Here is a 3125-nt window from a genome sequence, read left to right on the forward strand (position 1 = left end):
AATCTTTTCTTTTCTGCAACTCCTGAAATACTTCGATTCCATTCATTTCGCTGTTTTTCAGGATAATATCCAGCAGAATTAGATCCGGTTTGAAATTTTCATAAATTCTAAAGAAACTCGTGCTGTTCAATGCTATCTGCACTTTGTATCCTTCTTTCTGGAGCATCTTTTTATAATGCTCTGCGATTTGTTCGATGTCTTCTAAAAGGAATATTTTACCTTTCATTTTAAAACCTCACCTTAATCCTCTCCTAAAAGGAGAGGGAATTTTGGAAACTTCCGAATGTGCGAAGCTCTTCGGAATGTTGATACTTCTCTTCAAACAATCGGAAGAACTTTAATCTCTTTTCAAGAGATTTCAGACATTCCGATGTTTTTACTCATTGGATTTGACTCGTAACGATGTGCGAGTCGAAGACAACACGATTTAACACAATCCTCGACTCACATTCCCTTCGGTCATTGCGAGTCAAGTCTTTTGGGGTTATGCTTGTTATTTATCGGCATTCTCACTGTAACAATCACAAATCCATCTTCCGTTCTAATCTCAAAAGAACCGTTAAAATTCTCAATGATCTTCTTCGTGATCTGAATCCCAACTCCGCTTCCGCTCTTACTCTCCGAAAATCTCCCTTTATTTATTTTCGTCAAAATATTCTCTGAAATCGAACCCGGATTTGATATTTGTAGTTTATAATCAATTTTGAAAGAAGTAAGTTCAATCTTTATATCACCTTCCATCCCAGAATATTTGAGAGCATTATCCAATAAATTCCTGATCGCGATTTGGAAAAGATTCTCATCGATATCGACATTAAACGAATCGACTTGCGGTTTGAAAACAATTCTCGAAAATTGCGGATGATTGGAGTATTCCATCACCATATTTTCCAGGATCATTATCAAATCTCTATTCCTGATATTTAATTCGAACAGTTTGGAGAAACCGGATAGTAAGAGCGTTTTCTGATAGATTCCTTTCATTGTCGGTTTAATTTGAGCGATGATATTTTCGGATTCTTTTTCATCTTCCTGATCGGAAAGTTGCAGGTTGATGAGATGCAATTGATTTTTTATATCGTGAGCAATTCTCTGCACGAGAAATAATTCATTCTGCGTGTTCAATTGAAATAATCTTATTTGCATGATGAATGAGCGTTTATGATAGATTTCCTTAAAGTCTGTGGTCAGGTCTTTTAAAAGATAGAAAAAGCGATTATTCGTGCGGGAAAGATTGCGAGGAAACCTGTAAAAACTTAATTTCCCGTAAATCCGCCAGAAATAGAAAGAACCAAAAATGCGATATAAAACGGCATAACTCGATTCACCGGAAACGAATGGCAGAAAGAGAAGTTGACGGAAATAATAATACATCAGGATGAGGATAAGTTCGAAGGTTATTAAGAGGAGGAAGAAAGGATTGAGGGATTTGTTTGGATAAAAATCAATAACAGCCAAAATGGGATTTCTTTTATCTTTAGAATTTATGAAATATAGCGAATTTACTTTGCTCTGCACAAAATCTATATAAATCAGGTCTTTGTTTTTGTAAACTGTCCTCATTTTATCATCAAATAAAGTAAAAGGTTTCACCAGAAAATAATTCTTACCATATAAATCAAATTCATAATTGTTTCTAAAAACTTCATATCTTTCAAAACTTATTTGTGAGTGTCTTTTTTTGATCTTTAAATCTGAATTTAGAACGATCTTTTCTATTTTCACCGTGTCCCTATGGATTAATGTAAATAAACCATTTTCATATTTCAGATTCATAAGATATTGAAAATTTATATTTAAAGTATCTATTTTATTGTTTATCAAATCAATACTATGCAGATATTTTTTATGATAATCTTTAGAAGATCGAACTCCAAAAAATATCCTGTTTTTATCCGGGATTACTGCGAATTCAGGATTCGTTCTAAAAGTACCTGTCCGGTATTTTGCAGGTTGATCATTAATAATCTTCAGATTACTTTCCGAATCCAAAATCTGAAGTGAACTAAAAAAAGCAAGATCACTTTCTTTATTCTCAAACCAATCCGGTTTAGGTTGGCATCCTGATGCATAGGAACCAAGAATAATTTCCTGATCATTGTCTCCATCAATATCAATAACTTGAGATAGCAATATTGGTGCTGAGAATTCTTTTTTCCATAAAACTTGCTGTGAGTTCAGATCATAACATAAGAGATGATCAGGAACAAATCTTTCTCCGGTAATATTTATGAGTAATTTCTTTTTTTTCGAATCACCATTTTGTAATTTATCTAAAATCAATCCATCAAAAAAAATACCGGATTTAAATCTATCCGGATTTTCATAGACTTGTTTATACCAACCTGCTTTATTTTCAGTCATAATAATATTGAATATATCAGATATCGTAAATTTATTTTTAGTGAAAACAGAAAGCGAATCTGCAACCTGCTGCCAATGTTCAGAATCTTCAAGGTCAGGACTGAAATCATCAATCATTTTTTTGTAATAATCTTTTTGAAATACCAATTGAATCATACCATTGTGTTCAGTAAATAAAAAATCCGAATACAAAGAATCCTGAAGAGAGTAACCACAAAATTTATGACCATTTAAAAAAATAGTATAATCCATAATATCGCTGTATTTCTCGTGTGTGTATAAATGTATAAATTGTGGTGCAAAATCTCCATTTTTATCGAATACAATACAGAGAAAATACTCATGCTCTCGATTTACGATGAAGTAAACATTATTTTCCGATTTATCAAAAAATATATTCGGTCTGAATTGAAAATCCAACATTTCAAATTCGGAAGCAAATCCTTTCTTAAGGTTTCTTGCTTCTATAAGAACATTTCCTCCTTTATTTCTAACTGAAATAAGATTGTATCTTGGATGATTTTCTATTAAGGTAAAACATTCAGAACAGAATAGCTGCTGATAATTACTTTCAAGCATACACTTATTTTTGTAGATATATTTTGGATTTAATAGATAATATAATGAAGTGATCAAAACAACAATAATAATTATCAAATAGTTCAATATGAAATTCTTTATTTTTTTTCTATATTTCTTTGTCAAATTTTCTCCTCAAATTTTCAGTTTCCATATTTTCTAAATCTAATTTATCCTGCAAC

General features: G+C 31.6%; 2 protein-coding genes. Both read right to left on the reverse strand.

The genetic code is table 11. The features are described from left to right. On the reverse strand, positions 1-226 hold a 226-nt coding region (locus ENL20_03760), incomplete at its 3' end, for a response regulator (protein HHE37672.1). 233 nt (positions 227-459) lie between these two features. Continuing rightward, positions 460-3069, reverse strand: a complete 2610-nt coding sequence (locus tag ENL20_03765) for a HAMP domain-containing histidine kinase (protein HHE37673.1) — start codon at positions 3067-3069, stop codon at positions 460-462. Positions 3070-3125: the final 56 nt, after the last annotated feature.

This window comes from Candidatus Cloacimonadota bacterium, assembly GCA_011372345.1.
GTDB lineage: Bacteria > Cloacimonadota > Cloacimonadia > Cloacimonadales > TCS61 > DRTC01.